Raw genomic sequence first — 20384 nt, 5'->3', positions numbered from 1 at the left:
GGGACATGAAACGTCATGCCCTTATTACGGGGAGCCACAGGACGTTCCCCTTCCGACCTGCCGATCGTCCCGAAGGCGCTCCGTGCAGATCCGAACAGAAGGAGTGCCGCCTTTGCCGCCCTTTTCCCACCCTTTCCGAGCCGGCACGGCCGCCGTCACGCTGTCGGCAGCCCTCACCCTTGGCTTAGGCCTGACAGTCTTCGCTTCCGATGCGCTTGCCCAGACGGCAGACACCGCTGAGACGCCAGCAGCCATTTCAAAAACCTTGCCCGGCAAGATCGTCTACACACAGCTCACAACGCCCGACCTGGCCAAAGCCAAGGCTTTTTATGGCGCACTGCTGGGCTGGACCTTTCAGGACCGCCCCGTCTCGCGCGGCCATTACGCCGAGGCGCTGGTCAACGGCCATGTCGTAGCCGGACTGGTCGAGCGCCCCCTGCCCGACACGGAAAACCCGCCCCAGCCACTCTGGCTTCCGTTCATTTCGGCACTCGACGTTCCAACAGTGGCCAAAGCCTCGCTACAGTGGGGAGGCAAAGTGCTATATCGTCCGACCATCGTTCCGGGCCGCGGCGAACAGGCCATCATTGCCGACCCGCAGGGCGGACTTTTTGCCGCTCTGCATGCCCCTCATGGTGACCGTGACGATACGGACGCCACGGTTCAGGGGGACTGGATCTGGAATGCAATCCTGACTCCCGCCCCCGCAACCAGCGCCGGATTTTACCAGAAGCTCTTCGGTTATCAGGTTGAAGACGCGCCCCCTCCCGACACACACCAGCGCTACATTCTGGATTCACAGTCCATCGCCCGTGCGACCGTCAACCCCCTGCCAGCCCGCCTGCCGCCGGATGCCAGCGCGCGCTGGATCGGCTTCGTACAGGTAGACAGCGTCGGGAGTACCGCCGAAAAAGCCGTGCAGCTCGGAGGACGTGTTCTCGTGCAGCCCCATCCCGATCATCAGAACAGCATGATCGCCGTCCTCGCCGACCCGAGCGGCGCCGTCTTCGGCGTTATGGAATGGCATGATCCCAGCGCGGCAGGAGATGCGAAATGACCCGTTGGACAACAAAATCCCTCCTCCGCCTCGGTGGAGCGCTCTGCCTTCTGGGAGTTCTGTCGGGCTGCAGTGACTATGAATACGGCGGCCCCGGCCAATACGGCAGCTACTATGGCGGCGGGGGCTATTACAGCAGCACCTATAACCGCGGCTGGGGCAGCACGTGGGGCCCCGGATGGGGATGGGGACCGGGTTATGGCGTCGGCCCCTATCCCGGACGTGGACCAGGGCGGCGGCCTCCCGGTTTCCGTCCCGGACCTGGAGGCCCCGGTCATGGTCCGGGCGGACAGGGTAGACCCGGAAATGGACCCGGCGGCGGAAGGCCCGGGGGCGGTTCGGGACCAGGAAGGCCGGGAGGCGGAGGGCCGGGAGGCGGAGGGCCGGGAGGCGGAGGCATGGGCGGCGGCAACCATGGCGGCGGTCCGGGCGGTCACGGTCATGGCCCCGGTGGACGTCGCTGAGCGTCTCCCTTCACGGGCACAAAAAACCGGAGGCGTACAACCGCCTCCGGCATCAGTCAGCTTTGCGGCCTGCACGCTCCAGAGCTGCGATCTCGGCCATGACATCGCCGTTTTCGACCTTCCGGGCAATATCGTCGAAGGGAGCGCCTGCCTCCAGAGCCTTCGCCGTAGCGCTCCAGCGCTCCCCGGCCTGCACATCGCCTTCGCATAGCCCTGCTGAAATATCAAACCGCAGCAGTGTTGCCTCTCCGCTCAGACGGCGCAGCGCCCGCAGCAGCGCATGAGCCTGCGTCGCGCGTTCCCCCACAGCCGAAACTCCACCCAGAACAGGCAATGAGCCTCTGGCGAATTCCGCCCGTGTCGTATCAATTCCGGCCTGACGCTGGACGCGATCAGTCATAACGGGATCTTCCCGTTTGAGCACAGCCGCCACATAGCGCAGATTGCCGACCACGGCCGTCTGCAACAGGTCGTCCATGTCCTGCCCCCGCCGCTGCGGACAGACCGTGAAAGCACACAGGAGCCCGATGACACTACCGAGCGTATTGTCGAGCATCCGCATCCAGGCCACGCCCTGCGAGGGCATGAGCATTTCGGTCACAACGATGAACTGAGCGCTGATGAACACCACCAGCATCGTGTAATTGACCGCACGCATGGCAATCGCGCCAATCACGAAGGCCGCCACGGCAACCAGCATTTGCGCCGATCCCGGCAGGAACGGCGTCAACAACAGTGCAAGGACACCACCACCGAGCGTCCCGAGCACACGCTCAAGGGCCCGCACCAGCGTCGTCTGCCCGGAAGGCTGGACCACCAGCAACAGCGCCACCAGCGCCCAGAAGCCGAAATCCAGCTCCAGCCACCAGCTCGTCATATAGGTGGCCAAAAGCCCGACCACGAGGCGCAGCGCATGTTGCCAGATCGTCGGTGTCAGGCGCGCCACATGACGTGGCAGATCTCCATCGAACGGCAGACGCGCCTTCTGAGCCAGCCCCTCGGCCAGCGTTCCCAGCGTCCGGGCACTGGTCGCCACGAGCTCGCCAACCGGCCCGGCCGTTGCAGGAATACTCCCCGCAAGTGCCAGCCCTTCTGCGGCGAGATGTTCAAGATCCGGCATGGGCTCAAGGGCCGCATCGCTCGCGTGCTGGCAGAGAGAGGAAAAGGCGGCCAGCGTACCCCGCGCCTCGAAATCCAGCCCCCGTGTCTCGACAAGGTGCTCCACGGCCAGCATCGCCGTAAACAGGCGTTCAGCCCCGGCGAGCGAGGCAATCAGGCGCCCGCGCATGCCATAACTCGCATGCCCGGCATCAATCTGAAGCGCCATCCCACGGGCACGCTCAATCGCCGCACGCACATTCTGCCGATGAACGGTTTCCTGAAGCCGTCCGGCCGCAATTTCCCCTGCCATGACCGAAAGCAGCCGGTAACAGGCTCCTACGGCCCGACGTGCGGGAGCATAGGGATGCTGCGGCCAGACAACGAGACACAGGAATGCAGCCCAGAGGCCGCCTCCTCCAAACGCCAAGGCGATCACGCCAGCGTCCTGAAGGGTCTGTGCCGGAAAGCCCGTGCCCGCAAGCATGACACAGCCCAGCAACGCACAGAGCAGCGCCAGGGACGGTGTCAGCGCCCGGGACATTCCCACCATCAGGCCGGTTACAACCAGCCAGGGCAGCACCCCCCAGAGCGGGTACACCGCAATCAGGGAGGTCACGCCCCCGAGGATCGCGCCGCAGACTGTAAAAAGTCCAAGAATGCGAAACTGTTCGCGCGCTGTCCCGCCCGGCTCGATCAGGCAGCTCCAGAAGGCGGCAAAGCCAGCCCAGGCCAGAACGGCCTGATGTTCATAAATCGCGGGGAGAAGCGCCACGACCGTCGCCACCGCCGCCCGGCTCCCTTCCGCCGGAGCAATCTGCTCCGGACTAACAGGAACCGAATGACGCGCCAGAAACTGCTTCAGGAACTCAAGCGGTCTCTCCCGGCCCTGAGGAGCCCGGGATGCTGACGTCTGGCGGGAAAGCGGCGGGTCGGAGGCCATCAGCGACCGGTCAGGATACGCTCCACGAGCTGGCCGACCGTCGGGACAAAGCCATTCGCGTAGAACGGGTCCGTTCCGAAACGCCACGCATTCGTGCCGCCGAACATGAGATTGTGATCCACCACATCATCCTCATCCGCACCAGTCGGAATATGGGAAATGGTCTGGAGCGTCTTCTGGATGCAGAAAGAGCGCGGATCAGCCTTCTGGCCGTTGGTATAGGGCTCGCGCTGCATCCAGTTGGAGAACCGGCATTGCGAGAGACATCCCATGCAGGCCGTCTGGTCGGCAAGGATCTCGCGGGCACTTTCCGGCGTCACGAATACCAGCGTATCATCCGGCGTCCGCAGAGCTTCCGTAAAGCCTGCGGCTTCCCATTCGGCAATCCGGGGACGATCGGCCGCCGGCACGAACACTTCGCGCTTGCGGGCACCGACGCCATAGGACGCCTCGTAGCCATCACCGGTTTCCTGGCTGTACGGCACCTGACGCTCGGAGCGGTCGCACAGATCCTGCAGGAAGCTGTTGCGGACGGCCGAGGAATAGAACCCGGTCGGGGAGAAGCGGTTGAGATACACATCCCCCTTCTTCAGCGTCAGAAGGCGGCGCTTCCACGCATCGGGGATCGGGCTTTCCTGCGTCAGAAGCGGACGGGTCCCGAACTGGAACGCAATCGGCCCGAGTTCCGGGTTGCCAATCCAGTCCTGCCAGTCCTCAAGATGCCAGACGCCACCCGCCATGATGATCGGGGTCTCGTCCAGACCGTAGTTCCGCATGACGCGGCGCAGTTCGAGAACGCGCGGATAGGGATCTTCCGGAGAGAGCGGATTTTCCGTGTTGGACAGGCCATTATGACCACCCGCACGCCACGGATCCTCATAAACCACGCCACCCAGCAGTTCCGGCGCCTTGCCGTACGCACGGCGCCACAGGGCGTTGAATGCGCGTCCCGAAGACACGATCGGATAGTAGGGAAGCCCGAAACGAACCGCGATGTCGGACAGGCGATACGGCATCCCCGCACCGCACGTCACGCCATGCACCAGCCCCGGAGCACCTTCGAGAATCCCGATGATGACCTCTTCGGCCCCACCCATTTCCCACAGGATATTTACGTTAATCCGGCCTTTGCCGCCTGAAATATCATGGGCGATCTTCGCCTGCGCAATACCGCCGTCAATCGCATAACGGATCAGTTCCTGCTGGCGCTCACGGCGCGTACGGCCATGGTAGACCTGCGGAACCGGATGACCATCCTGATCGTAGCTGTCCGCATTGACGGCAGAAATGGTCCCGATCCCGCCCGCAGCGGCCCAGTGTCCGGCCGAGACGCCCGTAGAGACGGAGACACCTTTGCCCCCTTCGATCAGAGGCAGCACATCCTGACCACCAAAACGGAGGGTATCAATAGATTTCATGGGGACTGGCTGTCTCCGAAACTCAGAAAAAAAAGGGCGGGGCCTTGTGAGCCCCGCCCCAACACTCACTCGGCGTCGCGACGGGGCGGACGGCCAGGTCTGGCCCCCACGCTTTCCGTAATATCGGCACCCGTAGCCTGATCGACAACCCTCATGGAGAGCTTGACCTTGCCGCGATCATCAAACCCGATGACCTTGACCTTCACGGCATCACCCTGCTTGACGACATCGGACGTCTTTGCAACGCGGCCTTCAGCCAGTTCGGAAATGTGAACGAGGCCGTCACGCGGACCAAGGAAGTTCACGAACGCGCCGAAATCGGCGGTCTTGACGACCTTGCCGTCATAGATGCGGCCGATTTCCGGCTCGGCGACAATGCCTTCGATCCGGGAGATGGCCTTCTGGGCCTGTTCGTCGTTCGCAGCAGCAATGGTCACGGTGCCATCATCGCCGATATCGACCTTCGCGCCCGAATATTCGACGATCTCGCGGATCACCTTGCCACCGGAGCCGATCACGTCGCGGATCTTTTCCTTCGGCACGGAAATCGTCGTGATCTTCGGAGCATTGCCCGAAACGTCAGAACGGCCTTCCGTCAGCGCCTTGGACATTTCGCCAAGGATGTGGATCCGGCCTTCGCGGGCCTGTTCCAGCGCGATCTTCATGATTTCCGGCGTGATGGACGTGATCTTGATGTCCATCTGAAGCGCGGTCACGCCGTCAGCCGTACCAGCCACCTTGAAGTCCATGTCGCCGAGGTGATCTTCATCACCGAGGATGTCGGACAGCACAGCGTAGCCACGATCTTCCTTGATCAGGCCCATGGCAATGCCAGCCACCGGACGCGGAAGCGGAACGCCGGCATCCATCAGCGCGAGCGACGAGCCGCAGACGGTCGCCATGGAAGACGAGCCATTGCTTTCCGTGATCTCGGAAACCACACGCATCGTGTACGGGAAGGCTTCCTTGGTCGGCAGCAGCGGATGGATCGCGCGCCATGCCAGCTTGCCATGACCGATCTCGCGACGGCCCGGGGATCCCATGCGACCACACTCGCCAACCGAATACGGCGGGAAATTGTAGTGCAGCAGGAAGTTGGAACGGTATTCCCCTTCCAGCGCGTCGATGATCTGTTCGTCCTGACCTGTGCCGAGCGTTGCAACCACGAGGGCCTGCGTCTCGCCACGCGTGAACAGGGACGACCCATGAGCGCGCGGCAGGATGCCGACTTCAGCCAGGATCGGGCGGACCGTCTTCAGATCACGGCCATCAATCCGGATACCCGTCTTGAGGATGGAACCACGAACGACCTGTGCCTCAAGCTCCTTGAGCATCGGCTTGGCAAGTTCAAGGTCCAGACCTTCCTCGGCCAGAATCTCGTTGATCCGGTCCTTGGCTTCGGCAACCTTCTTGTAACGGGCCTGCTTCTGACGTTCCTTGTAGGCGTCCGCCATCAGCTTGTTGCCGACCTTCTCGACGCGCTTGCGAAGGGCGATTTCTTCCTTCGTCAGCGACGGCAGATCCCACGGAGCCTTCGCAGCGTGCTCGGCCAGTGCGATAATGGCGTCGATAACGGGCTGGAAGGAGGTGTGACCCAGCGTGACAGCTTCAAGCATCGTCTCTTCCGAAAGCTCGCTGGCTTCGGATTCGACCATCAGCACGCCTTCGGCCGTACCGGCGACCATCAGGTCGAGCGTGCTGTCCTTGAGTTCGTCATGAACAGGGTTCACGACCAGCTTGCCGTCGATGCGGCCGATACGGGCGCAGGCAACGGGGCCGAAGAACGGAATGCCGGAGAGCGTCAGCGCAGCCGAGCAGCCGATCAGCGACACAAGTGCCGGATCGTTCTCGTTGTCGTAGCTCAGAACCGTTGCGGTGATTTGGACTTCGTTGCGGAAGTTCTCCGGGAACAGCGGACGGATCGGACGATCGATCAGACGGGCGTTCAGGACTTCGGCTTCGGACGGACGGCCTTCACGCTTGAAGAACCCACCCGGGATCTTGCCGGCGGCGTAAGCCTTTTCCTGGTAGTTGACCGTCAGCGGGAAAAAGTCCTGTCCCGGCTTGACGTTCTTGGCGCCAACGGCGGTGCAAAGCACAACCGTGTCGCCGTATGTGATCATGACGGCGCCGTCTGCCTGGCGTGCGACCTTGCCGGTCTCCAGGATCAGAGGGCGTCCGGCCCATTCGATTTCCTTGCGGAAATAATCAAACATGCATGTTTTCCCAAATTAAGGATGGAACCATCCCCCGGGCAAACCATCTCCGGGCGTCCGGCAGGTGGCGGAGCAGCGTTTCGGACGGCATGGCGGTGATGGCGGGAAGTCCCCGGCATGACACCATGTGGCCTGAAACGCCGGTCGCGCACCCGCACCGCCGGACAGGCGATGGCGGGGGTGTCCGGGAGCGTGCTCCCGGACAGATCAGCTCAGCGACGCAGGCCGAGACGCTCGATCAGGCTCTGGTAACGAGCCTGGTCCTTGCGCTTCAGATAGTCCAGCAGGCTACGACGCTGACCGACCATCATCAGAAGACCACGGCGGGAGTGGAAGTCCTTCTTGTGGGTCTTGAGGTGCTCGGTCAGGTTGACGATACGCTCGGACAGGATTGCAACCTGTACTTCCGGCGAACCCGTATCCGTCTCGCTCTGCTTGTACTCAGAAATCAGTGCCGTGCGGCGTTCTGCGGTAATCGACATCGTGTTCTCCAAAAAACTCGTGGTTTTCCAGCATACGCGCTGCCCTGAGCCGCCCATGACGGACATGACACAGACCCAGCACGTGCTCTCCGATCATCGCGCGCCACAGGTGGTCCTCCCCCTGCGACGATGCCGGCAGAGGATGCACGAGGTCCGAAGGGTCTATCGACTGCCCCCAGACAAGCATCCTTCCCTCCGCATCGGTGACGGCCAGCGCCGGGATGTCGACCAGCGCGGTCGCCGCATCCAGCAGAGGAGCCGGAAGAGCATCGGCGTTGTCCACAGTTTGAGTCGATTTGTCCAGTGATATCTGATCGATCGTCAGGGCGTGACCCAGATCGAACGGCCCACACTTCGTTCGCCGCAGCACCGAAATATGCCCGACCGTTCCACAGGCCAGCGCAATGTCCCGCGCCAGCGAGCGCATATAGACCCCCTTACCCGACTGCACGTCAAAAACGGCCGTATCCACATCCGGACGTTCCACAAGCGTTATCGAATCGATCCGTGCCGGACGGGGCGGAAGCTCGGGCGGACGACCCGCGCGCGCCATGTCATAAGCCCGCTCTCCCCCGACCCGAAGTGCCGAAAACACGGGAGGCACCTGCATGACATTGCCCGTCAGCGCAGGCAGGACGGCCAGGATCTGGTCATCGGTCGGACGGTTCGGCGATGTCGCCAGAACCTCGCCTTCAAGGTCATCCGTCGTACGGCTTTCCCCGAAGGTCAGAGTGAAGCGATAACGTTTTGTCGCATCCATGATGTAGGGAATGGTCCGCGTCGCCTTGCCAAACGCAATCGGCAGCACACCGGACGCCAGTGGATCAAGCGTTCCACCATGCCCGGCCTTCTTCGCGTCAAATGCCCATCGCAGCTTGTTGACCATATCCGTGGAGGTCGGACCCAGCGGCTTGTCCAGAATCAGCCACCCGTCGATATCGCGTCCACGTTTCCTGCCCATACATCCCGTCCTTGCTTGTGAAGGCCGCTGATAGACCAGCACAGGGACGGAATGCAAAAAAAACGCCCCTCACCGAACGGGAGGGGCGTTTCTGAAAATTATTCCGGATCTTTTTCCAGATCCCGCCGGACTTCCGGAGACCGCATGATCTCGTCGAGTTCCATGGCGTTATCCAGAGCCGTATCGGGCTGGAAGTGGATCTCCGGAACCGTCCGGAGATTAAGGGACTTGGAAAGTCCCGTTCTCAGGAACGGTGCCACCCGCTTGAGGGCGGGCAGAAGAACCTCCACGTCGCTCCGTCCCAGACGCGTCACGAAAGCCGTGGCATGCCTGAAATCCGGCGAGATGCGGACTTCCGTTACCGTGATCCGCACATCCAGAAGTTCCGGGTCACGGAACTCCGTCCGGGCGAACAGCTCCGCCAGAACACGGCGGACCTCTTCAGCCACCCGGAGCTGGCGGGTGCTTGGCCCCTGGGCGGTGACGCCGGCAGGGCCCTTCAGGTCATGTCTCGAACGCGAACTCAAGCCGGGATCACTTCCATTTCATAGCACTCGACCATGTCGCCTTCGCGCAGGTCGTTATAACCCGCAAACGACAGACCACACTCATAGCCGCGGGCCACTTCCTTGACGTCATCCTTGAAGCGCTTGAGCTGGCTCAGCTCGCCCTCATGAATGACCACGTTGTCACGCAGCAGACGCACGCCACAGCCGCGCTTGACGAGACCTTCGGTGACATAGCAACCCGCGACCTTGCCGGTCTTGGTGATGTTGAAGACCTGACGGATCTCGGCATAGCCCAGGAACTTCTCACGATGCTTCGGCGCGACCTTGCCCTTGACCAGCTGCTCCACATCATCCGCCACCTGATAGATGATCGAATAATAGCGGATATCCACACCCTCACGCTGGGCCAGTTCACGGGCCTGCGTGGTTGCACGGACATTGAACGCCACGATGATGGCATTCGAAGCCTTGGCAAGCTGGATGTCGCTTTCCGTGATCTGACCGACACTGGCGTTCAGAACGCGAACCGCAACTTCTTCATGGGCCAGCTTCTGCACGGTAGCGGAGATTGCTTCCGCCGAACCCTGAACGTCCGCCTTGATGAGAAGGGCAACTTCCTTCTGCACACCAGCCTGGATCCGGGCCAGCATCTGATCGAGGGTTCCGCGGGCCGCAACCTGCGAAGCCGCTTCCTTGTCCTTGATCTTCCGCTGACGGAACTCGCTGATCTCACGGGCCCGGGCATCATTTTCAACAACGACGAACGGCTCACCCGCACCCGGCACACCCGTCAGGCCGAGAACCTCGACCGGCATGGACGGACCGGCATCCTTGAGCTGGCGACCACGATCGTCGAGCACGGCGCGGACACGGCCCCATTCGGAACCGGCAACCAGGATATCGCCGCGACGCAGCGTTCCCTTCTGGACGAGAACAGCGGCAACAGGGCCACGTCCACGATCCAGACGGCTTTCGATCACCACACCTTCGGCAACACGGTCCGGATTGGCGCGCAGGTCCAGCATTTCGGACTGAAGCAGGATGCACTCTTCCAGCTTATCCAGCCCGGTCCGCTTGAGAGCGGAAACCTCGACGTCCTGGGTGTCGCCACCCATTTCCTCGACCACGATCTCGTGGCTCAGGAGTTCCTGGCGGACACGGTTCGGATTGGCACCCGGCTTGTCGATCTTGTTGATCGCCACGATGATCGGAGCATTGGCAGCCTTGGCATGCTTGATGGCTTCGATCGTCTGCGGCATCACACCGTCATCGGCTGCCACGACCAGCACCACGATATCGGTGACGGACGCACCGCGGGCACGCATGGAGGTGAAGGCCTCATGACCCGGCGTGTCGATGAAGGTGATCTTCTTCCCCGACGGGGCCGTGATCTGATACGCGCCGATATGCTGCGTAATGCCACCGGCTTCGCTTGCCGCCACATCCGTGGTGCGCAGGGCGTCGAGCAGGGAGGTCTTGCCGTGATCGACATGCCCCATAACCGTCACGACCGGAGCACGCGGCAGCAGTTCCTCGGCGCTGTCTTCAACGCCTTCAATGCCGATTTCAACGTCGCTTTCGGACACACGCTTGATGCGATGACCGAATTCCTCGACCACCAGCTCGGCGGTATCGCCGTCGATGCTCTGGGCAGCCGTTGCCATGACACCCATCTTCATGAGCGCCTTGATGACTTCACCCTGACGGGACGCCATACGGTTGGCCAGCTCGGCAACCGTGATGGTTTCCGGCACGATGACATCACGCACGACGCGGACCTGATCGGAACGCAGACGCTCCAGCTCGGCCTGACGACGCTCACGGTCGCGCTGGCGGCGAACCGAGGCCAGCGAACGGGTCTTGTCGTCATCCCCTTCGATCGCAGCACGGACGTCGATACGTCCCGAGCGGCGGTCGCTGCCACCGGCCTTGCGGGACGGTGCCGACGGACGACGCGGCGGTGCCGGAGGCGCCCCCGGGCCACTGCGGCGCGGCGCGGGACGACGCTCCTCTTCACCAGCAGCCGCTGCACCCGAGCGCAGATGCAGGGTCTCGTTATTACGGGCAGGAGCGGCAGAAGGCGCCGGACGCGACGGCTGAACCGGACGCGGCGGCATGATGGCACGCTCGGCGAGCGGACGCAGACGCTGAACCGGGGCAGCAAGCTGCACACCACCGGTCGAATGCGTGCGCGGGTCCAGAGGAGCCGAACGCGCAGCTTCCTCGGCTTCACGGGCAGCAGCTTCAACAGCCGCCTGTTCCGCAGCACGTGCTGCGGCTTCGGCCGCAGCCTGTTCCCGTGCAGCCTGCTGCTCGCTTTCCTTCAACGCAGCGATTTCCGCTGCCTTCTGTTCGGCGATCAGACGCTCTTCCTCGGCGGCGCGACGCGCGGCCTCGGCAGCAGACATGATCTGGATCTTTTCTTCTTCGCGCCGCGCCGCTTCTTCAGCCGCAGCCTGACGCTGCCCTTCCAGAGCGCGCTGACGGGCTGCCAGCTCGGCTGCCGTCAGGGCACGCCCACCCGGCCGGCCACCGCGTGCCGCCGCACCGGCGCCCGGGCCAGTGGCATTGCGTTTGGGTTTGCGCACTTCAACCTGCACGACCTTGGAACGGCCGTGACTGAAGCTCTGACGCACGGAGCCAGCATCCACAGTACGCCCGACCTCCGGCCGTCCAGCGGGGCGAAGCGACAGGCGGCTGCTTCTGGTCTGTTCGCCGCCCTGCGATGGGGTGTTGTTTCCGTCCTGGTTGCGCTCGTTGCCGTCGCTCATAGTTCCGCCTGTTCCTTACTGACCCCTTCGGGGTCTGGGAGCGGACGTCCTGCCACTCCCGAAAATCTCTCATGTTCGGCGATCAGGCGCTGTGCCAGCGCACCAGGCGCCATCACCGCATAGACCGCCCGGTCCCGGCTGAACGCCGATTCCAGGACCCGATCGGGAACTGTCACAACCGGCAGAGAACGCCGGCCCGACACCAGTCTGGAAAATTCGTCCGGACTTGCACTTTCCGAACGGATCACCACCCCTACCCTGCCGGAGGTAAGCCACTCCCGGCATTTCTGAAACCCGCAGACCGTCTGACCGGCTCTCCGGGCCAGACTGACTGCATCCAGCATCCGCTGCACCAGAGCCCCACCGACAAGATCGGCAAGGTTTTCCGGTACGGTCACCTGGGCTTTTGCCGCTCTAGCGAAAGCCTGTCGTGTTCGGGCGCTATCTAACACATCCCGGCTGGCACTCAACCACATTCCCCGACCCGGAAGTTTTCCGGCGAGGTCGGGGACAACCCGGTTATCGGGGCTGACCACGAAGCGGATCATGCGTTCGGGCGGCTTCTGCTCTCGCGTTACGATGCATCGCCGCTCCGAGCCGCGACGCCCTAGAGCACCACGAACGGGACCATTATCAGTATCAGAAAGATCAGACGTCGGTCGACTCCCCGTCATCGTTTTCCGTTTTTACCGAGTCGGCTTCTTCACCATCGAACCAGTGTGCACGGGCTGCCATGATAATCTCATTGGCGGCATCCTCGTCGATGGCCTCGTCACCGAGGATCTCCACCAGTTCGTCACCTGCGAGATCGGCCAGATCATCGAGCGTCTTCACGCCCTTCTCACCCAGCGTGACCAGCATCTGGTTCGTAAAGGTTCCCAGCTCGGCCACATCGTCCGTAACACCCAGCGCCTTGCGCTGGTCGTCCAGAGCCTGCTCCTTGCTGGCCAGATAATCATTGGCACGATGCATGAGCTCTTCAGCCACGCTCTCGTCAAAGCCTTCGATATCGTTCAGCTCGCCCGGCTCGGTGTAGGCCAGTTCCTCGATGGTGTGGAAGCCTTCCGTCACCAGCAGGCCCGCGATCACGTCATCGACGTCCAGCGCTTCGACAAACTGCGAGGAGCGCTTGCGGAACTCTTCCTGACGGCGCTCCGATTCCTCGGCTTCCGTGAGGATGTCGATGTCCCAGCGGGTCAGCTGGCTGGCGAGACGCACGTTCTGTCCACGGCGACCGATGGCGAGCGAAAGCTGCTCATCTGGAACCACGACTTCGACACGCCCTGCTTCTTCATCCATCACGACCTTGCTGACTTCAGCAGGAGCCAGAGCATTGACGACAAACGTCGCGGCCTGCGGGCTCCAGGGAATGATGTCGATCTTTTCGCCCTGCAGTTCGGCCACGACAGCCTGAACGCGGGAGCCACGCATACCAACGCACGCACCGACCGGATCAATCGCGGCATCGCGCGAAATCACGGCCATTTTGGCGCGCGATCCCGGATCACGGGACACAGCCTTGATTTCAATGATTCCGTCGTAGATTTCCGGAACTTCCTGCGCAAACAACTTGGCGAGGAAGGCCGGATGCGTGCGGGACAGAAAAATCTGCGGACCGCGCGGCTCATCACGCACATCATAGATATAGGCGCGGATACGATCGGAATTGCGGAAGGATTCGCGGGGGATCAGCTCATCACGACGCAGCAGAGCTTCGGTATGGCCGATCTCCACCATAAGGTTGCCGTACTCAGTCCGCTTAACGGTCCCGTTGACGATCTCGCCCACGCGGTCCTTGAACTCGTTGTACTGGCGCTTGCGCTCATATTCGCGCACGCGCTGCACGATGACCTGCTTGGCGGTCTGCGCGGCGATACGGCCGAAATCAATCGGAGGCAGCGGATCGACCAGATGCTCGCCAGCCTTGATTTCCGGCTGGAACTTCCGGGCGATATGCAGCGGGATCTGCGTGTCTTCGTTCTCGACCTGCTCGACCGCCTCGGTCCAGCGGCTCAGACGGACTTCACCGCTCTTGCGATCAATCGTCGCGCGGATGTCCTTTTCATGCCCGTACTTTGCGCGGCCAGCCTTCTGGATGGCCTGCTCCATCGCTTCGAGCACTTCCTCGCGGTCAATATTCTTCTCGCGGGAGACTGCATCGGCAACCAGCAGCAGTTCGGGACGTGTAACAGACGTGTCCATCAGATCGGACCTCCAGCCAGCATGAGACGGGTCATCACTTCTTTCCCGGCTTTTTCGGATTCAGTTTGGGCGCCTGGCGCGCTTCGCCGCCATCTTCCCCTTCAGGATCGAGCCCTGCAAGAGCAGCGCTCGCCTCGATCAGCGCATCGGTCAGGACCAGACGGGCCTTGCGGATATCTACCAACGGCAGCACCGCCTCGGTTCCGTCATCCAGGCGGATGAGGGCATTGCCGTCCCGCGCGCCCATGACGGTCCCCGAAAAACGGCGACGGCCATTGAGCGGCACGTCCAGTTCCGCCTTCGCCAGATGGCCTGCGAATCGTTCCCAGTCCTTGGCGCGCGTCAGCGGGCGGTCGATCCCGGAGGACGACACTTCCAGCATCCATGCACCGGGGATAGGATCGTCAACGTCCAGAATGGCGCCCACGGCGTGACTGATCTGTTCGCAGTCTTCCACTGAAATCAGGGAACCGTTCGCACGGTCTGCCATGATCTGGATCGTCGGGGTATCGCGCCCCAGCACCGAAAGACGCACGAGTTCGTAGCCCAGATCGGCCAAGGTCGGCGCGATCCGTTCCGCGATACGGGCTTCCAGCCCCGTAAGGTGAGGCAGTTCGATGTCGGAAGAGGCGTGCTGCTGAGACAAGACAAAAAAGGCGGCCCGTCAGGGCCACCCCCCAAATGAGCGGAAGATGAATGGAATGTGCCTTATGTAAGTCACCTCCTCTCAAGACGCAAGAGGAACGCAAATCCCTTTATTCCTGAAGGCCTTGTCCATTGGGCGAGTCGAAAGATTTGTTTACATTCCGATGCCCCGAAAGCCCTTGTCTTCGGACGCTGTCGGGAGTGAGATGGTTCTGAAATGACTGTCCAGCCCGAGCCCCGACCGGAACTGCGCCCCGAACCGCGCCCGCAACCTCTGCCCGCCGATCCCGCTTCCCGGAGCCGGGCTCTGTGGGGTGGAGGTGGCCTGATCGCGGCCCTGACCGTCGGTGCGGGTGCTTTTTTCTACACCCACAACACGGCCACACCCCCCGCGCCTGCGATGGCGCCGCCATCCCAGAACGTTCCGGCCATTCCCGCTGCCCAGACAGCCGCGGTTCAGCTTTCGATGCTGCCACCTGCCAAGGCTCCGGCCGCCCTTGCCAGAAGCGGCTTCAGTCCGGCGGACCGCGCCCGCATTCTAGCCGCTGTGAAGGACGGCAAGATGCGCCTCGTGGAAATGCCTGTGCTGGATGCGTCGGGCGCCGTCGGCCAGAGCATTGACGTCACGGTCTCCGGCCTGACACAGCGTATTGTCCTGACGGGCAAGTTCCAGCATCTCGTCATCCCCATTGTCGAAGCCGGACAGATTCTCATTGCTCCTATCAGCATCCCGCATGCACCTGCCCTCATCGTCGGCGCCCTCACGGCCCTCGGCCCCGAAGCCCTGCCTGCCCTGACGACGCTCGACCAGCGCGTCCTGCTCAATGTGATCGTCCAGTAAGGAACCGCCCGGTGTTCAAGTCTCTCGTGCCCATGCTCAACCGGGCCATGCCGCTGATGATGGCCGCCTTTCTCATTCTGGCGGTCATTCAGGTCGCGGTCATGCTACACCTGTCGCTGAACGGGCTGTGGGCCGCCATCGAATGGGGACGGCGTTTCTATCTTCCGCTGGCAGGCATCAGCGCCCTTCTGGCAGTCACGGGGCTGGCGTATGAAACGTCAGCCGAAAAACTGGCGCGTCGCGGACTGCGCCGCAGGAAAGGTCTCATCATGGATGTTCTCAGCCGTCTGACGAACCGCGGAGCCCTTGAAGAGCTCATGGCCCGCGAACAGCGCGAAACCGTTCTCGACGCCGACGAACTGGCCGCGTCCCTCCGCGCCCGCGTCATCGGACAGGATCAGGTCTGCGAGGATATCGCCCAGCAGATGCGCCGCCGCTTAGCCCTTCAGGTCCGCGGCAAGCCTGTGGGCATTTTCCTGCTCGCAGGCCCTCCGGGCACCGGCAAGACCTACCTCGCCAAACAGATGGCCAAGCAGATGGAACGCCCCCTGCTGCATTTCGACATGACGCAGATGTCCAGCGCCCATGCCGCAACACAGCTCTTCGGCTCGCCCAAAGGCTATGTCGGCTCCGACACGTTCGGCAAGCTCACAGGAGGCCTCAAGGATCATCCGGACGCCGTGGTCCTGCTCGACGAAATCGAAAAGGCCCACCCGGACGTCTTCAAGAAGTTCCTCACCGCCTGGAACGATGGCCACGTCACGGAAGCCTCCACCGGCGAGCAGGTCTCGACCACGCGCGCGATTTTCATGCTGACGTCCAACATCGCCACCGAAGCCCTGACCGAAATCGCCGATCGTCTCGCCAACGAACCCGAAAAGATGCGTGCCGAGTCGGTCGAAGCCCTGCGCAAATCCGGCTTTGCTCCGGAAGTCCTCAACCGTCTGGACCGGATTTTCATTTTCCGCGCCCTGCGTGGGCTGGACCTTGCCCGCGTCGCGGCACTTGAAATCGAAGCCATGATCGAAGGTTATGGCCTGCATGTCGAAACCGGCGGCATCGACGCCGGTGTCCTGTTCCAGGTCATGGTCAAGCAGAAGAACCTTGGCACCGGCGCCAGCGCGCGCGATCTCGTCCGCTCCATCGAGGACATGGTCAGCGAAAGCCTGATCGTTGCGCGTCAGCAGGGCGCCAAGCGCGTGCGCCTCGTCACGCAGGACGACGGCACCGTCATCACGGAAATCGCCAGCGATTCCGAAGCCCAGCTCGGTCGGGTGAGTCACTGATCCATGACGGCATTCGGACGGCTCTGGCGACGCGCGCCCCTGTGGCGCACGAGCGTGATTGTAACAGTCGGCGCGCTCGGCATGGCCGCCTTCTATCCCACCCCCGCGCTCAAGAAGGCCATGCCCTGGCTTCCGGGGCATCTGCCGGGCGCGGCACCACCGGGTAATGCCGGTTCCGGCGCTTCACAGCCGGACGCGCAGGGGGCACAGCCCAATGGTGCGCCCGGCCTCGGTGACCAGATCGGCGTTCCCGATCCTGGCATCACCGAACACGGCAGCCTGACCATTGCCGGACGCATCCTCCCGCTTCCGGCCGGAGACTGGCATCCGATCCTGACCGCCCGCAGCGGGGCGCATGGAGAACTCTCCCAGCAGGTTCTGGCCCGGACCGATCGCGGCGTCGTCTCCGGGGTCATCGTCGTGCGCGCCACGCAGCAGCCCGTCCCGGCCGATCTGGCCGAACAGCTCGAAACCCCCTGTCATGACGACCGCGATTACGCCGCGCATATTTCAGACAGGCCCGGCATCTCGCAGGAATGCAGCTATACCAGCAACGCTGTGCTCGAAAACCAGAGCGTCAGCACGGACCCGTTCATCACGGCAGCGTTTTCACGAATGCGCACCCTGGGCTTTCCAATCCCGAGCCTGATGATCAATGTCGGCTGGTATTATGCCGCAGCGGCTGGCAAGGGCACCGCTCATATCGAAACGGTCGAGACGCTCGTCGCCCCCATCGAGCGCGGATCGCGCCAGCTTCTGGCGCCGCCGCAATACTGGAACAAGGCCTCGGTTCACAAAAACCCGGAGGCCTCCCAGTTCATTGACGCTCTGGACCGATGGATGATCGGGTGGTCGCGTGTTCTGCGTCAGGGCTTTGACGGAACGCTGAATACGGCGACTCTTGTTTCCCCGCTCATCAACGATCCATCCGCCCCTCAGCCGTCCTGAACAGGGACCGGACACCCGGTTTTAGTGGTGCCCGGCTCCCGAGAAACCGCGTCCCAGCCGTCGCTCGGCCATGCGCGCCAGCCGCACGAACGGCAGTCCGAGCAGCAGATACGCCATGCCCACCATGATCCCCGTTCCGAAATAATCGTAATAGGTGGACGACAGCCGCACATAGGTCTGGCTCAGTTCCGTTAACGTAATAACGGAGACGAGCGAACTGTCCTTGAGCAGTGAAATGAAGTCGTTGGTCATGACCGGCACGACAGTGCGGAACGCCTGCGGCACGATCACGAGCCGCAGCGCCTGCCAGTGCGTCATGTTCAGCGCAATCGCCGCTTCCATCTGCCCACGCGGGACGGACAGAAGCCCAGCGCGATAGTTTTCCGCTTCATAGGCTGCATAGTTCAGACCCAGCGAAATCACACCCGCCACGAAAGGCGACAGCCGGATCCCGAATGCCGGCAGCCCATAGAAAATGAACAGCACCTGAATCAGAAGCGGCGTTCCGCGGACGACCTCGACATAGATCCCCGCAACAAAACGCAGCGGAGCCGCGCCATAATGCCGCGCGAGCGCGAGCAGAAGGCCGAGCGCCACAGCCAGAACCATGGCCAGCGCCGAAACTGCCAGCGTCATCAGCGCCGCCTGCCCGATCAGCGGCAGGAAACTGACATAACGCCGCATCAGAACACGCCAGCCGCTGCCGGTCGTGTTTGCCATGGCCTCCTGATAACGGTTCCATTCCGTCGGCGCGATATCCGGCTGGCTGTTGTCGCCCGTGTAGTTAGCCATCAGTGGCGTCCACAGGTTCCAGCGCGCCAGAATGCGATGCAGCGTTCCATCCTTGATGATTTCGCCGAGCGCCGCATCCACCTGATCGCGCAACTCCCGGTTTTCGGGCGAGAACGCAATCCCGTATTCCATGCTCCCGATCGGGTCGCCAACGAGCTTCATATCCGGCGAGATGCTGCCATAATAAAGTGCGATCGGCGCATCGAGTAGGATCGCATCCAGCCGCCCGTTCCGCAGATCCGAGAACGCATTCGTCTCTTCTTCATAGGACCGCACGTTCGAGCCACCTTGCCGACGCAGCATCCGCTCCGCCGTCGTGTCCTTGATCGTCCCGACGGTATGGCCCTTGAGGGCTTCCATCGTGTCCAGTCCAGTCTGGTCATGCCGGACAATGATCCGCTCACTCGTCACATAATACGGACGCGAAAACAGGACGGCCGCTTTATGCTCCGGCGTCATCTCGATGCCGTCCAGCACCATCCCGTACAGCCCGCGTGACAGGCCGGGAATCAGACCGTCCCAGTCGTTCTGGATAAAGGTCGCCTTACGATGCAGCCGCTCGGCAATCGCGTCCGCCAGTTCGTATTCGAAGCCGGTCATTCGCGATTCATGGGCCGGATCATGAAAGACGTAAGGCACATTCGCCTCACCGTCCGACGCCCAGAGCAGTTCCTGAGGGGCAGCAGCCGGTGTATCGGCCAGCGCGACAGACACGGGGCTGGCCGCAAGAGCCAGCACAAGCGCAAGAATTTTCTTCATCACAGAAGCGTCCGCAGGAACTGGCGTGTCCGTCCCTCCCTGGGGTTGGCGAACATCAGGTCCGGATCACCGCTCTCAACGATTTCCCCGCCTTCGACAAACAGAACACGGTCCGAAGCCGCACGCGCAAAACGCATGTCATGCGTCACCACAAGCTGTGTCATGCCATCATCATCCAGCGCCCGCATCACGGACAGGACTTCTTCGGAAAGCTCGGGGTCCAGCGCGGACGTCGGCTCGTCATACAGCATGACAGACGGCTTCATCGCGAGCGCCCGCGCAATGGCGGCGCGCTGTTTCTGCCCGCCCGAAAGACTGTCCGGATAGCGGTCCTTGGTCGCGGCAAGGCCGACCTTTTCCAGCAGCTCGCAGGCAATGGACTGCGCCTCGTCACGGGACATCTTCTTGACCTGGATCGGCGCCATCATGACGTTATCGAGCACCGTACGATGGGGAAACAGATTGAAGGCCTGAAACACCATCCCGACATGCGCACGCAGTTTATGGGCCTCGGCCTCGTTGGCGCGGCTCCAGTGCTTGCCCGTACACGCAACCGTCACATCCTCGATCCGGACAGACCCCGCATCCGGATGCTCCAGAAAGTTGAGGCAACGCAGGAACGTGGATTTTCCACATCCCGAAGGCCCGATCATCGAGATCAGTTCGCCACGCTCCACATCGAGCGACAGGCCCTTCAGAACCTCGTTCCCACCAAAAGATTTGGCGATACCACTCGCCTGCAGCACCAGATCAGCCAGTTCCGGAAACCCTTGAAAAAAGACGCACGATCACACGACCGTGCAGCCCTCATAACGGACCTGAGCACGGGTATCGAGACCTTAATGCAGCTCATGTCACGATTCATACGATCATCATATTTCTTTCGCCCCTCCCGGCCACCTGCGCCACGCCAGCCCTTGCGAAGGACGCCTGCAGGGTCTCTAAAACAGAAAGACACACACCGGGACAGAACCGAACCCCGCGCATGAGAC

16 protein-coding genes and 2 pseudogenes are annotated in these 20384 nt (G+C 62.4%); 5 read left to right on the top strand and 13 right to left on the bottom strand.

The genetic code is table 11. The features are described from left to right. The first annotated feature begins 112 nt into the window (after positions 1-112). Positions 113-1057, top strand: a complete 945-nt coding sequence (locus A0U94_RS02110; protein ID WP_233142517.1) for a VOC family protein — start codon at positions 113-115, stop codon at positions 1055-1057. Beyond that, positions 1054-1521 carry a hypothetical protein gene (locus A0U94_RS15835; protein ID WP_077802298.1) on the top strand — a complete coding sequence of 156 codons (468 nt, stop codon included), beginning with the start codon at positions 1054-1056 and terminating at the stop codon, positions 1519-1521. The genes A0U94_RS02110 and A0U94_RS15835 overlap by 4 nt, the downstream gene beginning before the upstream one ends. 52 nt (positions 1522-1573) lie before the next feature. Here the strand turns inward: A0U94_RS15835 and A0U94_RS02100 are convergent, their stop codons facing one another. The 11 genes and pseudogenes from A0U94_RS02100 to rimP all read right to left on the bottom strand — a co-directional run bounded on the left by A0U94_RS02100 (position 1574) and on the right by rimP (position 14767). Next, entirely contained in the window at positions 1574-3562 is a 1989-nt protein-coding gene (locus A0U94_RS02100) for an FUSC family protein (RefSeq protein WP_062108911.1), read from the bottom strand. Then, complete coding sequence (locus tag A0U94_RS02095) at positions 3562-4980, bottom strand: NAD(P)H-dependent flavin oxidoreductase (RefSeq protein WP_062030346.1); 1419 nt, start codon at positions 4978-4980, stop codon at positions 3562-3564. The genes A0U94_RS02100 and A0U94_RS02095 overlap by 1 nt, the downstream gene beginning before the upstream one ends. 65 nt (positions 4981-5045) lie before the next feature. Continuing rightward, positions 5046-7196 carry a polyribonucleotide nucleotidyltransferase gene (gene pnp / locus A0U94_RS02090; protein WP_062030348.1) on the bottom strand — a complete coding sequence of 717 codons (2151 nt, stop codon included), beginning with the start codon at positions 7194-7196 and terminating at the stop codon, positions 5046-5048. A 212-nt stretch (positions 7197-7408) separates the two neighbouring features. Further along, positions 7409-7678, bottom strand: coding sequence for a 30S ribosomal protein S15 (gene rpsO / locus A0U94_RS02085; RefSeq protein WP_011253110.1), 270 nt, complete (start codon positions 7676-7678; stop codon positions 7409-7411). Then, a complete protein-coding gene (gene truB, locus A0U94_RS02080) occupies positions 7638-8639 on the bottom strand; it encodes a tRNA pseudouridine(55) synthase TruB (protein WP_077802297.1) in 1002 nt (333 codons plus the stop codon). Before truB ends, rpsO begins: the two co-directional genes overlap by 41 nt. A 98-nt stretch (positions 8640-8737) precedes the next feature. Beyond that, positions 8738-9166, bottom strand: coding sequence for a 30S ribosome-binding factor RbfA (rbfA, locus tag A0U94_RS02075; RefSeq protein ID WP_198945518.1), 429 nt, complete (start codon positions 9164-9166; stop codon positions 8738-8740). Next, positions 9163-11325 (bottom strand): annotated as a pseudogene (gene infB / locus A0U94_RS02070) (translation initiation factor IF-2); the annotation flags it as partial. The gene rbfA and the pseudogene infB, both read right to left, overlap by 4 nt. A gap of 173 nt (positions 11326-11498) precedes the next feature. Continuing rightward, positions 11499-11919 (bottom strand): annotated as a pseudogene (locus A0U94_RS16315) (translation initiation factor IF-2 associated domain-containing protein); the annotation flags it as partial. Then, a complete protein-coding gene (locus tag A0U94_RS02065; protein WP_077802295.1) occupies positions 11916-12593 on the bottom strand; it encodes an RNA-binding protein in 678 nt (225 codons plus the stop codon). The gene A0U94_RS02065 and the pseudogene A0U94_RS16315, both read right to left, overlap by 4 nt. Continuing rightward, positions 12568-14121, bottom strand: a complete 1554-nt coding sequence (gene nusA / locus A0U94_RS02060; RefSeq protein WP_062030354.1) for a transcription termination factor NusA — start codon at positions 14119-14121, stop codon at positions 12568-12570. The genes A0U94_RS02065 and nusA overlap by 26 nt, the downstream gene beginning before the upstream one ends. A gap of 34 nt (positions 14122-14155) precedes the next feature. Further along, positions 14156-14767, bottom strand: a complete 612-nt coding sequence (gene rimP, locus A0U94_RS02055; RefSeq protein WP_062030356.1) for a ribosome maturation factor RimP — start codon at positions 14765-14767, stop codon at positions 14156-14158. Positions 14768-14983: 216 nt separating this feature from the next. On the opposite strand from rimP, the gene A0U94_RS02050 reads away from it, so the two are divergent. Genes A0U94_RS02050 through A0U94_RS02040 form a run of 3 tightly spaced genes read left to right on the top strand, consistent with a single transcriptional unit; the run spans position 14984 to position 17841 of the window. Further along, positions 14984-15607 (top strand): hypothetical protein, encoded by a 624-nt coding sequence (locus tag A0U94_RS02050; protein ID WP_062108901.1) that lies wholly within the window; start codon positions 14984-14986, stop codon positions 15605-15607. Between the two features lie 32 nt (positions 15608-15639). Further along, positions 15640-16893, top strand: a complete 1254-nt coding sequence (locus A0U94_RS02045) for an AAA family ATPase (RefSeq protein ID WP_062030466.1) — start codon at positions 15640-15642, stop codon at positions 16891-16893. 3 nt (positions 16894-16896) lie between these two features. Beyond that, on the top strand, positions 16897-17841 hold the full coding sequence (locus tag A0U94_RS02040) for a hypothetical protein (RefSeq protein ID WP_062030360.1): 945 nt from the start codon (positions 16897-16899) through the stop codon (positions 17839-17841). Between the two features lie 21 nt (positions 17842-17862). Here A0U94_RS02040 and A0U94_RS02035 read toward each other — a convergent pair whose 3' ends face one another. Together A0U94_RS02035 and A0U94_RS02030 are read right to left on the bottom strand one after the other, a co-directional pair. After that, complete coding sequence (locus A0U94_RS02035; RefSeq protein WP_077802294.1) at positions 17863-19392, bottom strand: ABC transporter substrate-binding protein/permease; 1530 nt, start codon at positions 19390-19392, stop codon at positions 17863-17865. Then, the gene (locus tag A0U94_RS02030; RefSeq protein ID WP_062030364.1) at positions 19392-20138 is read right to left on the bottom strand and encodes an amino acid ABC transporter ATP-binding protein; all 747 of its coding nucleotides are present in this window, start codon (positions 20136-20138) and stop codon (positions 19392-19394) included. The genes A0U94_RS02035 and A0U94_RS02030 overlap by 1 nt, the downstream gene beginning before the upstream one ends. Between the last annotated feature and the right edge of the window lie 246 nt (positions 20139-20384).

The organism is Gluconobacter albidus (assembly GCF_002005485.1).
GTDB classification, from domain to species: Bacteria; Pseudomonadota; Alphaproteobacteria; order Acetobacterales; family Acetobacteraceae; genus Gluconobacter; species Gluconobacter albidus.
The sequence above is the reverse complement of the archived record's forward strand: the minus strand, read 5'-3'. Positions and strand labels throughout refer to the sequence as shown.